This window comes from Polyangium fumosum, assembly GCF_005144585.1.
Taxonomy (GTDB): domain Bacteria; phylum Myxococcota_A; class Polyangia; order Polyangiales; family Polyangiaceae; genus Polyangium; species Polyangium fumosum.
Window position 1 is genome coordinate 95,442 of the sequence record NZ_SSMQ01000012.1, and the last position, 14,670, is coordinate 110,111.

The following is a 14,670-nucleotide window of genomic DNA, read 5'->3' on the forward strand; positions in this document are numbered from 1 at the left end:
AATGGTACGAGCTCCACGATGGGCACACCGCACGACCGGAACGACGCCTTGCGTCAAAATGAAGCGCCGACGCTTCGAGGGCGGTGGCCTGTCCGCTCGGCGGCGCGCACCGACGTCGGTAAGCATCGCAAGGGCAACGAGGATGCCTTCTTCCATGATGACGAGCTCGGGCTCTACATCGTGGCGGACGGGATGGGGGGCCATGCCGCGGGCGAGGTCGCGAGCCATCAAGCGGTGGACACGATCCACGGGATGGTGAAGCGCGGGCTCGGCACGCTCGGTCCGATCGACGGGGAGCTCGACGAGGCCCAGGCGCGCGCGGCCTGCCGGATCATGGAGGGGGCGATCCAGGCGGCGACGTACCTCATCTACGCGATGGCGGAGCTCGAGCGCGACAAGATCGGGATGGGCACGACGATCAGCGCGGCGCTTTTCCTCGGCCGATCGCTGGTCTTGGGGCAGGTGGGCGACAGCCGCATCTACCAGATCCGCGAGGGGGTCGCGGTGCAGCTCACCGAGGATCACACGTTGCTCGCCTGGCAGATCAAGCAAGGCCTGCTGACGCCCGCGGAGGCGGCGAAGGCCACGCACAAGAACGTGATCACGCGTGCTGTCGGCAACCGGGACTACGTGGAGGTCGACACGGCGGTGCTCGCGGTGCGGGCGGCGGATCGGTACCTGCTCTGCTCGGACGGCCTGCACGGCTACCTGAACACCGAGGAGATCCCGGAGGTCACGGCGCTCGGGGGCGCTGACGCGGTGACGCGGTTCATCGACCTCGCGAACGGGCGTGGGGGGAAAGACAACATCACCGCCGTTCTTGTCGAGGTTGTGTAGTCCCGGAGGAGGACGCCTCGCGTCCCCCTCTCGGCCAGGCGGAGCCCGGCCGATTCACCCCCCGAGGGAGCTCGCGTTGCGATCTCCCTAGAACATCGTTCCGATGTTCTAGATCCCGAATCATCCCGTGCAGATCCGAAGTTGTCCGTTTTGTTGACCCCTCCTTCGATTGTCTGATACCCGCCGGCAAGAAGGTCGTGACGTGGTCCGAGCGTTCACGTCGACGGAGGTAGATTCGATGAAGAGGCGATCGATGCGGAGGCGGGTCGGCGTGATCATGGGTGGATCGTCGTCGGAGCTGTCCGCCGGACATGCCGTGGCGGAGGCGCTCACGGCGCGCGGCCACGAGGTGGTCCGCCTGTCGCTCGGCGAGAGCTACGGCCCCGACCTCGCGTCCGTGGTTCAGAAAGCCCGGATCGACGTGGCCTTCCTGGCTCTCTCGGGCCGCATGGGCGAGGACGGCTGCGTGCAGGGGCTGCTGGAGCTGCTGCGCATCCCGTACACGGGCTCGTCCGTGCTCGCGAGCGCGCTGGCGATGGACAAGCTGAAGGCGAAGGAGATGTTCCGCCTGCACAACGTGCCCACGCCGCCGTACTACACGGTGTCGGTCGACACGGACCTCTCGGACCTCGACGGTCTGCACGGCTCGTTCGGGTACCCGGCGATCGTGAAGCCGCGCGGCGAGGGGTCGAGCCAGGGCGTCAGCCGGGTGTCGAACCTCGACGAGCTGCGGGCGGCGCTGGAGCAGGCGTTCGAGTACGACGACATCGCGCTCGTGGAGCGGTTCGTGACGGGCGTGGAGATCAACGTCGCGATCCTGGACGGGCAGGTGCTCGGCTCGGTGGAAGTGGCGACGCCGACGGCGATGCTGGAGGATCCCTCGGCCGAGCTCGTGAAGGTGGAGCTCTCGCCGCAGCGTGAGCGCGGCGTGCAGAACCTGGCGGAGCGTGCGGCGCGCGCGCTCGGCTGCACGGGCGCGGTGCGTGTCGATCTGCTCGTGACGGCGGGCGAGAACGAGTACGTGCTCGAAGTGAACACGCTGCCGGCGCTCTCGCCGGACGGGCTGCTCGCCCGAGCGGCGGCGACGAAGGGCTACGACTTCGGCGAGCTCTGCGAGACCGTGCTCGACGGCGCGAAGCTCGCCCAGCCGGCGCGCCGGAAGACGCCGGTGGACACGCTCTCGGCAGGCGGGTTCCGCGCGAGCGCGGCGACGGCGCCGGTCGCGATGATGAAGTCGGTGGGGTAGGCTCCTCGCGTATGCGAGTCGCTCGCCTGGAGCTCTCCGGCATCGGGCCCTTCGAGGACGCGGTCTTCGAGGTGCCCGAGCCACCCGCGGGGAGCTCGGGCGAGCTTGTTTTTTTCGAAGGGCCGAACGGCTGCGGGAAGACGACGATCGCGCAGGCGATCGCGCTCGCGGCTTGTCCGGGGGTGCTCGTCGATCGAGAGCGCCAGGATTTGCGGCTGCCGACGAACGCGTGGATGCGGCGTTTCCGGCGGCTCGTCCAGGCGCGCGCGCAAGTTCTGCTCGGTGTTCGTGATGCGGTCGGGGTGGTGCAAATCGACCAGGACTACGTGCGCGTCGCGTCGGGTCCGGGTTTCCACCTGGGTAATGATCGCGTCACGCAGGGGGCGCCGGGGCCCGCCGTCCCGCGATGCCACGCCTACGCCTTCCGGGGACACCAACCCACACCCGTGCTCGATAGCCCCGGCCCGCGGGAACTCGACGTCGAGCACATCCGACGACGCGACCTCTTCTTCGGCGAAGACCCCGCCGCCCAGTTCTTCGGCCAGCTCCTCATCAACCTCGACTACGACCGCGCCCGCACGTTCGCCTTCATCCCGCGGGCCATCGGTGAGGAACGCACCAAGCTCGAAGCTTCACACCAGTCGCTCGACGCTGCCATCCGTCGCTTCGAGGTCGCCCTCTCCCGCGTCCTCGATCGTCGCGTCGAGATCCGCTTCGAGCTCGGCCGCATCACTCCGCGTATCCTCTTCGACGATCAGGAGATCCCGCTCGACATGCTCGGCGAGGGCCTACGGAGCACGCTCTCCTGGCTCGCCGATCTGCTCGTGCGCCTCGAACTCACGCCCTGGGAGCGCAAGGACATCTCCCCGTTCGATCAGGAGTTCTGGCTCATCCTCGACGAGGTCGAGGTCAACCTGCACCCCGCGATGCAGGCGCGCCTCTTCCCCACGCTCCGCAAGCTCTTCCCGAACGCGCGCATCTACGCCACGGTCCACTCGCCCTTCGCGGTCGCCGCCGCAGGGGAAGGGACCGTCTTCTCCATCCGGCCACGCAAGGACCGCCTCGTCGCCGGGCCGCAGACCGTGATCAAGCTGGAGCCTGGGCAGTCGCTCGCCTGGGTCGTGAAAGAGGTCTTCGGCATCGAGCAGCGGTTCCTCGACGAGGAGACCGAGCGGAAGCTCGAAGAGCACGAGCGCGCCGTGAACACGCTCGCCGCGGGGCACCCCATCGACTGGCCCTCGTTTCTGGCCCTTCGCCGCTGGCTGATGGACCTCAACGAGCAGGTCGCCACGCTCGTGGCCATGCGCGAGGTCGAGGTCCAGGACTCCATCGACGAGAAGATCGAGCAGGCCGAGGACGCCGCTCCATGATGGCGTTTCGCCGCCGGAGCGCGCCCGCGTTCTGGCGCGACAAGGAGCGCAAGTACTTGTTCGATCGCGCGGGCGTCTCGGCCAAGGACGCCCTCAAGGGCTGGCAGCACCAGAACAAGAAGCTCTCGCGCTGGTTCCACGAGGAAGTCCGCCCCGAGGGCGAGCCGCGCCTTTGCGCCTACTGTGACGCGCGCCTGCGCGAGTCGTCTCCGGAGACCATCGACCACTTCGTCCCCGAGCACGCCGTCCCGGCGTGGGGCCTCTCCTGGCAGAACCTCTACCCCTCGTGCTCCCTCTGCAACAGCGGCCTGAAGAAGTCGAAGTGGTCGTGTGGCTTGCTCCGGCCCGACGGGGACGTCGCCTCCGCGGAGGCGGATGATCTCCACGCGTTCCTGCGCTGGTTCTCCTTCGAGCCGGGCAGCGGCAAGCTCGCGCCGGCCCGGCACCTCGAACGCGCCGAGCAGGCGCGGGTGCGCCTCACGATCGGGATGTTCGGCCTCAACGAGTCCACGCGTTGCCAGGCTCGTTACGACGTCTGGCAGACGCTCCTCGACGTCGCCAAGCCCCCCACCAACCACGCCCGCCTCGACGCGCTCGTCCGGAGGGGGCCGTACCGATTCGTCGCGCTTCTCTTCATGGCGCAATACGAGCGGCGCCACGACGGAGCCCCGTCCTCCCGGCGCCCGGCGGGCTGATTTCCACTCCCCGATCCCCCGAACATCGTGTCTCGCGCCCCTCGCCGCGCATCGACGGTCGCTGGTCAACGTGACGCGAGGGTGTCGCCCCGGCGTCGACGGTCGCTGGTCAACGTGACGCGAGGGTGTCGTCACGGCGTCGACGGTCGCTGGTCAACGTGACGCGAGCGGGTCACCTCGCGTCGAGGGTCGCTGGTCGACGTGACGCGAGCGGGTCGCTTCGCGTCGACGGTCGCTGGTCACCGTGACGCGAGCGGGTCGCCGCGGCGTCAGGGGGCTCGCGTCATCGTGACGCGGAAGGGTCGCCTCGTGGCGACCCCCTCACGCGTCGTTGTGCTTCCTCGCCAGCGTCCCGAAGAGCCAGTCGCAGAGCGGGAACGTGATGTTGAAGTTCTCGTGCGCCATGCGGCCGAGGTCGTGGTGGAGCGCGTGTCTCTCGCGCAGGGCGCGGACGAGGTGGCTTCGCGCGAGGCGCGAGCGCTCTGGCAGGTGGTAGGCGAAGTGGAGCCACTCGTAGGTCAGGAAGTAGCCCATGGCGGTGGCCACGAAGAGCCAGCCGGCGTTTGGGGTGGCGACGGCGAAGAGCAGGAGCGCGACCGGCAGGGCCACGCCGCCGAGGACCACGAGGAGCATCACGGGGGGAAAGAGGACGATGGAGAAGTCGGCCGCGGACTCGCACGCCATCGCCTCGTGCGTGAAGAAGCGGTGGTGCCGCAGGGTGTGGCGCTCGTAGAGGATCGGCAGGAGCTTCTTCCTCCGGTGCATCGGGCCGCGGTGCACGAGGTACTCGACGAGGTTCGCGAACAAGAAGGTGCTCGGGACGACGAGCGCTTCGAGGAGGCGGACACGCTCGACGCGGGCGATGGCGAACACGATGACGCCGAGCGAGGCGAGGCTCGTGAACGTGAAATGCGCCCAGCCGGACGCGCGCGTGCCCGGCCTGCGTTCGGCGCGGTCCTGGCCGCGGAAGGCGAGCACGTGCGGCGGCGTCATGCTCGAAGTCTAGTGCGAGGCCGCCGTGCCTCCGCGCTTTTCCGAAGGCATTCTGCGGAGATGCTCCGGACGAACGGACGCCATGAAATCCCCCCGCCTTGGACGCTCTCGTCGCGCCGAGCTTCGTGCTAGGTTGCGCGCGAAATGGAGCGGCACGAGCTCGAGGGTTTGACGCGTGAGGAGCTGATCGCGCTGGCGGAAGAGCTCGGCATGGCCCGCCCGCGCGCGCTCACGATGCCGGAGCTCGTCGACGAGATCGTGACGCGCACGGCGCGGAGCGAGCGGGACCGCGCGCGGTCGCGTGGATGGATGGGGCGAGCGAGGGATCTGCTCGCAGGCGTGATCGAGCGAGGTCTGCACCTGCCCGACGTGGCGAGCGCCGTGCGGAGCGCGCCGCCGCCGGCGAAAGGTTGGCCGACGGCGCCGCCGCCGCTCGCGACCGTGACGCTCGCGGAGATCTACGCGGCGCAGGGGTTCGTGGACAAAGCGATCGGCGTGCTGGATGAGGTGCTCGCGCGGGAGCCGGAGCACACGGAGGCGCGCGTGCTGAGGCAGCGGCTCGTCGCAGGAGGAGCGGCGCCCGCAGTCGAGGAAGAGATGCGGAGGGAAGCCGTGACCACGCCGAGCAAGACGGACAGCGAGGAACAGCCCACCGAGGACGAGAGAACGACGGAAGCCGCGGAGGTCGAGGTCGCGGCGGAAGCGGCGCCGGTTGCGGAAGCGGTCGCGGAAGCGGAAGCGGCGCCGGTCGCGGAAGCGGAAGCGGAAGCGGCGCCGGTTGTGGAAGCGGTCGCGGAAGCGGAAGCGGTCGCGGAAGCGGTCGCGGAAGCGGAAGCGGCGCCGGTTGCGGAAGCGGTCACGGAGGCGGAAGCGGTCACGGAGGCAGAAGCGGAAGCCGAAGCGCCTGCGTGGTCGGCGCCCGAGGCGGATGCCATCGAGGAGCTGCCGCTGCCCGAGCGCTACGACGTCGACGAGATCGTGGCCATCGCCGTCGATCCCGCGACGATCTACCTCTACTGGGAGGTGCGGCCCGTGAGCCTCGCGCGCGCGCGGTCGCGGCACACCGACGGCGCGCTCGTGGTGCGCATGGTGCAAGTCACCCCGAGCTGGGATGGTCCGATCATCGAGCAACGGGACCTGCGCATCGACGCGCTCTTCGGCGACGCCTACCTCCGCAACTTGCAGCACGGGTCCAACGTGCGCGTGAGCATCGGCTGGCTCGCGCACGGCATGTTCGAGCCCTTCGCCATCGGCGCCGAGGTGATGACGTCGCGCAGCGAGCCCACGACGTCGGTCTCGACGCGCGTCGCGCGATGGACGCCCGAGCGAGGCGCACACGGCCCGGCCGGTGTCGCGGCCGCAGCGCCGGTGCGCGCGGCGGCCGGGGCCCCCGCGCCCGCCGAGATCGAGGCGATGCTCGGGCCGATCCTCACGGGCACCATGGCCCCCGCGCAGCAGGGCGCGGCCGGGCGGATCGAGGCGATCGGCGCTCGATGGCCCACGCTCGATTTCGGCGACCGCGGCGCGCCCGCCGAGGCGCCGAGGTCGAGCGCGCCCGCGCGCGGCGGCGCGAGCGAGCTGCCTCGTGGCGGCGCGAGCGAGCAGGTTCGTCCCGGACCCCGCGAACGGTAGGTCACGACGACAAATCGTCGGATCGTGCGCAACTCGTCGCGGCTCGCGTCGATGTACGCGCATGGTCCAACGAGTTGGCTCTGAAGTACGGTCCTCCATTCCCCTGGCCCTCGCCGCCGCGCTCGTCGTGCTTCTCCACGTGACGCCGGCGCGCGCCGCGTCGACGTTGCCGGACGACGACTGGGCGTTCCACGCGGTCGCGGATCTCGACGACGCCTCGATGCACGAGCTCTGGAGCGACGGCGCGTCGCGGGGATCGTTGTGGGTCTCGTTGCAGGCGTCGTTCGTGCGTCGCGACGAGGGGAGAAACGATCTCGGCGCGATGGTGCTCGTGGGGGTCCCGATCGAGCGGATCGCCGAGCCTGCGGGGGCACGGCGCGCGCGAGGCCGCGTCTCCAAGGCGACGAGCGTGGATCCGGTCGCGCTCGCGCCCGCACCGGAGCCCGAGCCTTCTGCCGCACCGGCGGCCGAGGCGGTGGCGCCACGGGAAGCGCCGCGGCTCGTGCTCTCGCCGTCCGTCGCGCGCGCCGTCGTGTCGGCGGCGATCGAGCATGCGCGCCTCGAAGAGCACGTCGCGCGCGTCGACCGCGTGGCGTCCCGTGCACGCGCGTCCGCCCTCCTGCCCGAGCTTCGGCTGCGCGTGACGCGCCTGCTCGACGAAGCACGCGCGCTCGCGCCGACGGAGTACGATCCGGATCGCGTGACGGCGTCCGGCGGATCGAGCCTGTGGCTCGAAGCACGCGCGACGTTCCGCCTCGATCGGCTGGTCTTCGCCGACGAGGAGGTCGCGCTCGAACGGCTGCGCGAGGAGCGCGCCGCCACGAGGCACAAGCTCGAAGCGCGTGTCCTCGAAGCGCTCTTCACGTGGCAACGCGCATGCGTGGAGCGAGACGACGAAGCGCTTGAGCCGGAGGCGCGGACGCGCGCGACGCTGGTGGTGCTGGAGGCGGAGAGCACGCTCGACGTGCTGACGGGGGGCTTCTGGTCGCGGTGGAAGGCGGCGCGGCTCGGAGAGGACGCGACGGCGACGCGGTGATCGTGCGCCGATGCGTCGGCGCCGAGATCGCGAAGCGTCCCCCTCGGGACTAGAGGATGTCCGAGGACAACTTCACCCAGCGCTCGGCCGTGCCGACGTCGCCGTCCTTGTCCTTCACGCTGGCCTTCACGAGCAGCGTCTTGCCGAGGAGCTGCTCGATGTCCGTGCCGCCGTCGATCTGGAAGCGCAGGCCGTAGAGCTTGCAGAACCCGCCCTCGTCAGGGTCGAACGTGAAGATCACGGTGAACGGGTTGATGTCGAGATCGAGCTCGTCGACGTGGCCCGTCAGCGTCGTGATGCTCCCGGACTGGCGCAGGTTCTTCATGCGCAGGGCGATCCAGATGTGATGGCCGCCCTGCGGGCCGGCCTCGATCTGCGCGAGTTCGTAGTCGCTCGTCGGCAGATAATCCGCCTGGCCCTTGCCCACGAAGAGCGTCGGCGGGCCATCGTTCGGCTTGCAGATGTCCGCCTTTCCCTTGGACCAGCCGGCGTTGTAGTCCTCGAGCATCGCGGGGTTCACGTACGAAGCGCCGCAGACGCCGCCGGTGCACGTCTGCGGCGCCTCGCAGCTCGGCGCCATCGAGCCGGCACACGCGGCCGCGAGGTCGACCCGCAAGAGGAGCGTGCGGCCCGCGCGGATCGTGCTGCCCGCGGTGCGGACGACGAGCGGCAAGCTCGTGCCGCCGAAGGCCTCGATCTCGACGTCGACGTCGTCGCCGTCTTCGAGGTCCGAGAAGCCGATCTCGAGGGGGATCTGAAAGGGAGACGCGCCGTCGGAGAAGAGCTCCTCGTCGCGGACGACGGCGCCGTTGATCTTGCGGATCACGTGCAAGCGCAGGACGTCGACGCCGACACGGAGATCACTCGTGACGCCGACGACGAGGTGGCCCCGGCGGGGCTCACCGCCGGAGCAACCAGAGACGAGGAGGAGGAGCGGGACGAGGAGGGAGAGAAGTCGGACGACGATAGGCATGACGGACCTCGCGACGGGAGAGGATGCGAGGTGGCGTGGGCGCGTCCGTCAGTCGATGCCTTCGAGGGCCTTGAGGAACTTGTCGGCAGGGACGAACTCGGTGAACCGCTGCCGCTCCTTGCCGGTCGAGTCGTAGATGACGACCGTCGGAAGCCCAACCACCTTGTACTTGCCCTTCACCTGCTCCACCGCGGGATCCTCGTCGTTGGTCGCGTCGACCTTGACCGCGACGAAGTTGCCCGCCTTTTCCATGACGCGCGGATCGGAGAAGGTGTGCTTCGTGAACTCTTTGCAAGCACCGCACCAGTCGGCCGTGAAATCGACCATCAGCGGCCGCTTTTCACGCTGCGCCCTCTCCATCGCCTCCTTCTCGGAGTGCTCCCACGTGAGGAGCTGCTTGCCGGCCGCCGCCTCCGCCGTCGCCACGACGTGCGGCATCTCGGGCGGCAGCTCGATGCTGATCCAGAGGATGAAGCCACCGGCCGTCGCGGCCGTGATGCCGAGCGCCTTGCGGATCTTCACGCCGAGGCCGCCGTCGCTCCAGTCGAGGTGCACCGCGCCGAGCAGGATGCCGAACAGAATCGCAGCGCCGCCCGCGACCATGAAGATCGTGTCATGGCGTGCCACCTTGGTCATCGCCGGGATGGCGTAGCGCAGGAAGTAGAGCGCGCAGACGAGCAGGACGGTGCCGAAGAACGACTTCACAGACACCATCCACTTGCCGCCCTTCGGCAAGCCAACGGCGAACGCGCCGACGAGGAAGAAGGGCAGGCCGAGGCCGAGCGCGTAGCAGAAGCCCACGAGCGCGCCGAGCAGCACGCTCTGCGTCTTGCCGATCCAGAGGATCACGCCGGTGAGCACGGGGCCCGTGCACGGCGCGGCGATGAGGCTGCTCACGAGGCCGAGCACGAACGCGCCGCCATACCCGACGCCGCCGACGCTGGAGAGCCGCTGCATCAAGCCTTCGGGGAGCGTGAGCTCGAAGGCGCCGAACATCGACGCGGCCATCGCGCCCATGACGATCGCGATCCCGACGTTGACCCACCACTTCTGGAGCGCCGCGCCGAAGAGGTTGCCCGTGAGCGCCGCGCCGACGAGCAGCGTGGTGAAGAGGACCGCGATGCCCATGACGAACGAGAGCGAGAGCAGAACGGCCTGCTTTCGGCTCGACGCCTGCTTGGCCCCGAAGACGCTGACCGTGATCGCGATCATCGGGTAGACGCAGGGCGTGAGGCACGTCAGGAGGCCGCCGGCGAACGCACCCACCGCGCCGCCGACGAGGCCGTAGTCCTCGCGCAGGCGCGTGAAGAGATCGCGGCTGTCCTCCGCCGCGAGAGCCGCGGAGGGCGAGAGCAAGAGCACCCCGAGCGCGAGCACGGCGAGGGCGAGCGGCGCGAGCGATCGAGGCGCAGGGAGAGGAGGTTGAGCACGTCGGAAGGCGGGTCGCACGGCGCGTATGTTACCAAAGGGTCGGGCGTTCGGCCCGAACCGCGAGCAACGTCCGCGTCAATCGGCCGGCAGGCGAGCGAGGGCCTGGCGGGCCGCCTCGACCTCGTCGCGGAGCGCGATGGCGGCGGCCCTCCGGCCGGACGTGGTGCGTTCGACGAAGGCCTCGAGCCAGCGGCGGGCGTCGTCCGGTCGGCCAGCATGCAAGGCCAGCAGGCCGAGCACGAAGCGGCCGTAGCCGTTGCCCGCGGGCGCGACGGCGAGCCGCTCGATGAGATCGCCGATCCCATCGACGTCCTGCCCGAGCGCGAGCCGCGAGAGCGCGAGGTGCCCCTGGTAGAGAGGCTTGTCCGTCGTGCCCCAGCGCGCGGCGCGCGACATCGCGGCGATCGCCTCGGCGAAGCGGTGATGCAGATAAAAAAGGCTGCCGAGGGTCCAGTAGTGGAACGCCTTGCGGCTCGCGGGGCCGATGCGCGCGGCGAGGCGCAGGTGCGCGGCCGCGCCCTCGACGTCGCCGAGGGCCTGTTTGGCGCGCGCCGCGTCTTGGTGGGCGACGTCGGGCAAGACGTCGAGCGTGAGCGCTTGCTCGGCGATCGCGGCGGCCTGCGGGAAGCGGCCCTCCTCGTAGTAGGCGAGGTAGAGCTGGCGGAGCAACATGGCCTGCGTCGTGCGATCGAGCTGCGCGCGGGTCGCGAGGCCGCGGCGGGCCCAGAGCGCGCGGGAGCGCGGCGTCGGCGCTTCGAGCGCGCGGCGGAGCATGTCCTCGGCGAGCACGGATTTCGGCCGCGCGGGGCGCTTCTTCGCCGGGGCCTTGGCGCGCTCGCGACGCGCGGAGGGCTCTTTCGCGACGGCAGCGGCGATGTCCGCCTTCGGCGCGCGCTCGCGCGAGGTGCGGCGCGGCGCCTTTGGCTTGGCCGTCTTCCCCGCTCCTGCGGGCGCGAAGGAAGCTGGGTTGTCCTTCGCCTTGCTCACGGATCGAGCTTAGCAAGGCCCATCCAAGCGTCCAGAATTCGACAGCACCTCTGTACGAGGCCGTGCCCCCTCGCGCGGCGAGGTTGCGCCTCGGGCGGAGGCACGCCAAGGTCTCGACGCCATGGGCCAGCGGGTAACGGAGCAGGGTGGTTCGAGCGCGAGGAGGGGCCTCGCCGGGGCCTCCCTGATGCTCGCGCTCGGGTTCGTCGGGGTCGGGTGTGGTCGCCCGGCGACGCGCGCCGAGTGCGACGAGATCCTCGACAAGAGCGCCGCGATCGAGCTCGCCTCGCAGAACGTGACGGACCCGGCCGAGGTGCAGAAGAGGACGGCCGCCGTTCGCGCCGCGCGCGGGGAGGAGCTCGTCAGCAAGTGCGTCGGCCGCCGGATCACGCAGCGCGCGATGGAGTGCGTGCGCAAGGCCACGACGGCCGAGCAGGTCGATCGGTGTCTCGAATGAGCAAACCGGCGACCCGCGCCGAGGTGATCACGACGCTCGGGATCGTGCTCCTCGTCGTGGGGTTCGTCGTGTCGAAGCCGGTCCGTCGCTCGCTTTCGGCGCATCCTTCCCCGGACGCGTGCGCGGCGCTGCTCGACCGTTACGTGGAGCACATCATCCACGCGATCGACGAGAAGCCGCCGGCCTCCGAGCTCGCCACGCGCAAGGCGCAGGCGCGGACGCTCGCCTCCACGGATCCCACGTTCGCTCGCTGCCCGACCTACCTCACTGTCGACGAGGCCGAGTGCGCGATGCGCGCGAACAATGCCGACGAGTTCGAGCGATGTCTTCCGTGATGAAGTCCGACAAGCCAGAAGAATGGCGCCCGTGGGCGCGCAGGATTCCAGCGGTCGTGTCGATCTACACGTCGTTTCCTGGTCGCATCGGCGGCCCCTATGGTAGGTTCTGTTCGGGCCTTCAGGAGCCTCATCGATCGCCGTGAAAGTCATCTCACCGCTTCTCGGCTTCAACAACAACGTCAAGCACAAGGGGCGTGTCTTCCATATTCAAACGGAAGACTCGGGGCACCGTCACCCGCACGTGATCACGCATCTTTTTGCGGACGGCGGGCGCATCCTGAAGACCCTGAAGACCTCCTACGCGGAGCACCTCAACGAGGCGAACGTGCAGGAGACGGTCCGTCAACTGATGAAGGATCAGCACAAAGCGATGTTCGTCGCTTTGCGAGACGGGCAGTTCGACCACATTTTCGAGGACAAGGTGGAGGCCGCGGCCCCCGCCGCTGCGCCTGCGCCGGCCGCTGCTGCGCCCGCGCCTGCACCGCCGCCGCCGCCCGAGCCTGCGCCTCCGCCGAGCTACAACCCGGCGCTGCCGCAGCGCCCCTCCGTGCTCATGAACGCGGCGGATCTGCAGGCCGCGCTCCGCGGAAAACCGCCCGCGTCGCAGGCCGCGGTGCCGTCGAGCGCGGAGATCGATCTGCAGCTCGCGGCGCTCGAACAGCAGACGAAGGCGCCTGAAACGCCGGCGTTCGTGCAGCAGACGCAGGACGTCCCGCCGCCGCCCGCGTCGATCAAGAAGGGCGGCGCGCTCTTCACGGCGGGCGTCTACCGCGCGCTCGGCACGCCGGAGCCCGCGTCGTCGCCGTCGTCGTCGGCGGGTCGATACGCGCAAACGCGCCCCCCGGCCATCTTCGCGACCGCGCGTCCCGCGCAGGGAACCTCGATCTTCGGGGAAGATCTCATCAGCGAAAAATCGCTCGACGAGGTCATCCTGAGCTACCTGGCCGAGGACCTCGAGGGCGGCGAGAGCCCGTAGCCGCGCTCTCGTCCTTTCGAGGAGGCTCGTGCGCAAAGCTCGCCTCGCGCTCTCGAACAGCTTGTGGCTCTACCCGCTGTCGATCCTCGCGATCGTCAGCGTGACGGCGTTCGTCGCGCTTCGGCTCTTCGATCTTTCGCACGCACAGCCCGGCGGCGTGACCGCGCTCTTCGGCGAGATGTCGCCCGACGACGCGAGCCGGATCATGGGCGGCACGGGCGAGGTGATCGCGGCGATCCTCGGGATCGTCATCACGGTCGCGTCGATCATCGTGCAGCTCGCGGCGACGCGGTACACGCCGCGTATCACGGACATGTTTTTCCGGGACCGGACGAACCGCGCGGTGATCGCGTTCTTCGTGGTCTCGGCGGTCTTCTCGCTCTGGGTGAACTACGCGATCCGGCAGGCGGCCGATCCGGCGCAATCGTTCGTCCCGCGCTTCGGCGTGATCGGCTCGATCGTGCTGCTCACGCTGAGCCTGCTCGTGATGGCGCCGTACTTCAATTACGTCTTCGACTTCCTCGAACCCGACAAGATCGTCGAGCGCATCCGACGAGGCGGCGTGGCGCAGGCGCTCCGGCGCTCACGCGGCGAGTCGGAGGAGGAGGTCGACGGCCGGCGCATGACCGCGCTCTCGGCGCTCGAACACCTCGCCGACATCGGGCTCAACGCGATCGAGCAGAAGGACAAGGGGATCGCCTCGAACACGGTCGACGCGATCTGCGACCTCGTGGTCGCGTACATGCCGCACAAGAGCGAGCTCGACGATCGCTGGTTCTCGATCCGCGGGCGGCTGCTCAAGGACGCGGACTTCGTGAGCATGAACGAGGTCGCGCTCGGCAAGCTCCAGAGCGATCGCACCTGGCTCGAATACAAGGCGCTGCGGCAGTTCTTGATGGTCTTCCGCGAGGCGCTCACGGAGATGCCCGACATCGTCAACCGCATCGCGATCGGCACGCGGTACATCGGGCTCGCGGCGCTCGCGGCGGAGGACCGGGCCGCGCTCGCGACGGTGATCAAGTTCTTCAACACGTACATGCGCCGCGCGCTGAACGCGCGGGACGTGCCCGCGGCCTACAACTGCCTGAACCAGTACCGCTACCTCGGCGAGAAGATCCTCTCGCAAGGATGGGGCGACGAGGCGCTGCGGATCGCGGGGCATTTCAAGTACTACGCGCAGACGGCGCACGCGATGAAGCTCGCGTTCGTCACCGAGACCGTGGCCTTCGACCTCTGCGCGCTGAACGAGCTCGCCTACGATCTCGGCGCGGACGTGCGCGACGAGCTGCTGCACAACTTCCTCGAGGTCGACAAGGAGGCGGAGGTGGCGCAGCAGGAGCAGTCGCTCCGCGGCGTGCGCAAGGCCCAGGTCAAGCTCGCGACGTACTACCTGCAGAAGGGCGAGATCGATCTGGCGCGGCGGATCCATCGCGACATGCGCGACGAGCGGCCCGATCGGCTGCGCTCGATCAAAAACGAGATGCTCGCCGTGACCACCAACGAATTTTGGGAGATCAACGATCGGGGTGTGGTCTTCGAGTACATCGAGCCCGCGAGGCACGCCCATTTGCACCAGTTTTTCGAGTGGTTTCCCCACCTCGATGGGCCACAACGCGAGGCGGGCGGGCCGAAGCAGCCTGCTTCCGCTGCCCCCGCGTCCGGCGGCGCGCACGAAGGCTGAGCCAGACAGCGCGCATTT

General features: G+C 69.4%; 14 protein-coding genes. 10 read left to right on the top strand and 4 right to left on the bottom strand.

Annotated features, from left to right (window positions below):
* The first annotated feature begins 18 nt into the window (after positions 1–18).
* The 4 genes from E8A74_RS13945 (at position 19) to E8A74_RS13960 (ending at position 4,148) form a co-directional block, all read left to right on the top strand.
* A complete protein-coding gene (locus E8A74_RS13945) occupies positions 19–837 on the top strand; it encodes a PP2C family protein-serine/threonine phosphatase (RefSeq protein WP_136929481.1) in 819 nt (272 codons plus the stop codon).
* A 238-nt stretch (positions 838–1,075) separates the two neighbouring features.
* Positions 1,076–2,083 (top strand): D-alanine--D-alanine ligase family protein, encoded by a 1,008-nt coding sequence (locus E8A74_RS13950; protein WP_136929482.1) that lies wholly within the window; start codon positions 1,076–1,078, stop codon positions 2,081–2,083.
* A gap of 11 nt (positions 2,084–2,094) precedes the next feature.
* Positions 2,095–3,453, top strand: a complete 1,359-nt coding sequence (locus E8A74_RS13955; protein WP_136929483.1) for an AAA family ATPase — start codon at positions 2,095–2,097, stop codon at positions 3,451–3,453.
* Positions 3,450–4,148 (top strand): HNH endonuclease, encoded by a 699-nt coding sequence (locus tag E8A74_RS13960; protein WP_136929484.1) that lies wholly within the window; start codon positions 3,450–3,452, stop codon positions 4,146–4,148. The genes E8A74_RS13955 and E8A74_RS13960 overlap by 4 nt, the downstream gene beginning before the upstream one ends.
* Before the next feature lie 321 nt (positions 4,149–4,469).
* Here the strand turns inward: E8A74_RS13960 and E8A74_RS13965 are convergent, their stop codons facing one another.
* Positions 4,470–5,141: a sterol desaturase family protein gene (locus tag E8A74_RS13965; protein ID WP_136929485.1), complete on the bottom strand. Its 672-nt coding sequence runs from the start codon at positions 5,139–5,141 to the stop codon at positions 4,470–4,472.
* 144 nt (positions 5,142–5,285) lie between these two features.
* Here E8A74_RS13965 and E8A74_RS13970 point away from each other — a divergent pair, with 144 nt between their 5' ends.
* A complete protein-coding gene (locus tag E8A74_RS13970; protein ID WP_136929486.1) occupies positions 5,286–6,773 on the top strand; it encodes a DUF4912 domain-containing protein in 1,488 nt (495 codons plus the stop codon).
* Positions 6,774–6,834: 61 nt separating this feature from the next.
* Positions 6,835–7,809: a hypothetical protein gene (locus E8A74_RS13975; RefSeq protein ID WP_136929487.1), complete on the top strand. Its 975-nt coding sequence runs from the start codon at positions 6,835–6,837 to the stop codon at positions 7,807–7,809.
* Between the two features lie 49 nt (positions 7,810–7,858).
* Here the strand turns inward: E8A74_RS13975 and E8A74_RS13980 are convergent, their stop codons facing one another.
* The 3 genes from E8A74_RS13980 to E8A74_RS13990 are packed head-to-tail and all read right to left on the bottom strand — an operon-like array spanning position 7,859 to position 11,200.
* Positions 7,859–8,782, bottom strand: coding sequence for a hypothetical protein (locus E8A74_RS13980; protein ID WP_136929488.1), 924 nt, complete (start codon positions 8,780–8,782; stop codon positions 7,859–7,861).
* Positions 8,783–8,830: 48 nt separating this feature from the next.
* On the bottom strand, positions 8,831–10,231 hold the full coding sequence (locus E8A74_RS13985; protein ID WP_136929489.1) for a protein-disulfide reductase DsbD family protein: 1,401 nt from the start codon (positions 10,229–10,231) through the stop codon (positions 8,831–8,833).
* Between the two features lie 57 nt (positions 10,232–10,288).
* The gene (locus tag E8A74_RS13990; RefSeq protein ID WP_232379545.1) at positions 10,289–11,200 is read right to left on the bottom strand and encodes a tetratricopeptide repeat protein; all 912 of its coding nucleotides are present in this window, start codon (positions 11,198–11,200) and stop codon (positions 10,289–10,291) included.
* A 121-nt stretch (positions 11,201–11,321) separates the two neighbouring features.
* Here E8A74_RS13990 and E8A74_RS13995 point away from each other — a divergent pair, with 121 nt between their 5' ends.
* From E8A74_RS13995 to E8A74_RS14010, 4 genes are all read left to right on the top strand, one after another.
* Positions 11,322–11,657, top strand: coding sequence for a hypothetical protein (locus E8A74_RS13995; protein WP_136929490.1), 336 nt, complete (start codon positions 11,322–11,324; stop codon positions 11,655–11,657).
* Positions 11,654–11,992 carry a hypothetical protein gene (locus tag E8A74_RS14000; RefSeq protein WP_136929491.1) on the top strand — a complete coding sequence of 113 codons (339 nt, stop codon included), beginning with the start codon at positions 11,654–11,656 and terminating at the stop codon, positions 11,990–11,992. Before E8A74_RS13995 ends, E8A74_RS14000 begins: the two co-directional genes overlap by 4 nt.
* 142 nt (positions 11,993–12,134) lie before the next feature.
* Complete coding sequence (locus tag E8A74_RS14005; RefSeq protein WP_136929492.1) at positions 12,135–12,971, top strand: hypothetical protein; 837 nt, start codon at positions 12,135–12,137, stop codon at positions 12,969–12,971.
* Between the two features lie 28 nt (positions 12,972–12,999).
* On the top strand, positions 13,000–14,652 hold the full coding sequence (locus E8A74_RS14010) for a DUF2254 family protein (RefSeq protein WP_136929493.1): 1,653 nt from the start codon (positions 13,000–13,002) through the stop codon (positions 14,650–14,652).
* Positions 14,653–14,670 lie beyond the last annotated feature (18 nt).

What these genes read in the sequence shown, in the direction of transcription:
- E8A74_RS13945 (WP_136929481.1), top strand. Translation starts at nt 19, where the DNA reads ATGGGCACACCGCACGACCGGAACGACGCCTTGCGTCAAAATGAAGCG.
- E8A74_RS13950 (WP_136929482.1), top strand. Translation starts at nt 1,076, where the DNA reads ATGAAGAGGCGATCGATGCGGAGGCGGGTCGGCGTGATCATGGGTGGA.
- E8A74_RS13955 (WP_136929483.1), top strand. Translation starts at nt 2,095, where the DNA reads ATGCGAGTCGCTCGCCTGGAGCTCTCCGGCATCGGGCCCTTCGAGGAC.
- E8A74_RS13960 (WP_136929484.1), top strand. Translation starts at nt 3,450, where the DNA reads ATGATGGCGTTTCGCCGCCGGAGCGCGCCCGCGTTCTGGCGCGACAAG.
- E8A74_RS13965 (WP_136929485.1), bottom strand. Translation starts at nt 5,141, where the DNA reads ATGACGCCGCCGCACGTGCTCGCCTTCCGCGGCCAGGACCGCGCCGAA.
- E8A74_RS13970 (WP_136929486.1), top strand. Translation starts at nt 5,286, where the DNA reads ATGGAGCGGCACGAGCTCGAGGGTTTGACGCGTGAGGAGCTGATCGCG.
- E8A74_RS13975 (WP_136929487.1), top strand. Translation starts at nt 6,835, where the DNA reads ATGGTCCAACGAGTTGGCTCTGAAGTACGGTCCTCCATTCCCCTGGCC.
- E8A74_RS13980 (WP_136929488.1), bottom strand. Translation starts at nt 8,782, where the DNA reads ATGCCTATCGTCGTCCGACTTCTCTCCCTCCTCGTCCCGCTCCTCCTC.
- E8A74_RS13995 (WP_136929490.1), top strand. Translation starts at nt 11,322, where the DNA reads ATGGGCCAGCGGGTAACGGAGCAGGGTGGTTCGAGCGCGAGGAGGGGC.
- E8A74_RS14000 (WP_136929491.1), top strand. Translation starts at nt 11,654, where the DNA reads ATGAGCAAACCGGCGACCCGCGCCGAGGTGATCACGACGCTCGGGATC.